1 protein-coding gene is annotated in these 450 nt (G+C 43.1%); it reads left to right on the top strand.

Going from position 1 to position 450, the window contains the following annotated elements; all coding sequences use genetic code 11:
• Positions 1 to 94: 94 nt before the first annotated feature.
• Positions 95 to 450 (top strand): homocysteine biosynthesis protein (locus N3D17_07800; protein ID MCX8083266.1); only part of this gene is annotated, 356 nt, incomplete at its 3' end.

The following is a 450-nucleotide window of genomic DNA, read 5'->3' as shown; positions in this document are numbered from 1 at the left end:
GATATTCCCTGATACAGGGGAAAGGTATCTCTCTGTGTTTTAAGGTATTTCCCTCTCCCCTCTAAGGGAGAGGGAAAAGAAGAAAGGAGGCAGGATGAAGACAATAAAAGAGATAAACGAGAGAATAAAGAAAGGTGAAGCAGTGGTACTTACAGCAGATGAGATTGTAGAACTTGCTAAAACAAAACCAGTAAAAAAAATTGTGGAAGAAGTAGATGTTGTAACCACAGGAACGTTTGGTCCTATGTGTTCTTCAGGTGTCTTTTTGAATTTCGGGCACTCAAGGCCGAGGGTTAAGTTTGGTGGAGGTAAGATTTATCTCAATGGAGTACCTGCTTATGCAGGGCTTGCGGCAGTGGATACATACATCGGTGCAACAGCACTGCCAGATAATGACCCTCGCAATGCAGAGTATCCAGGCGCTTTTAAGTATGGTGGTGGACATGTTAT

This window comes from bacterium, assembly GCA_026414725.1.
Lineage (GTDB): Bacteria > Ratteibacteria > UBA8468 > B48-G9 > JAFGKM01 > JAAYXZ01.
Note: the sequence above shows the minus strand (reverse complement) of the source record. Positions and strands in the feature narration are given on the sequence as shown.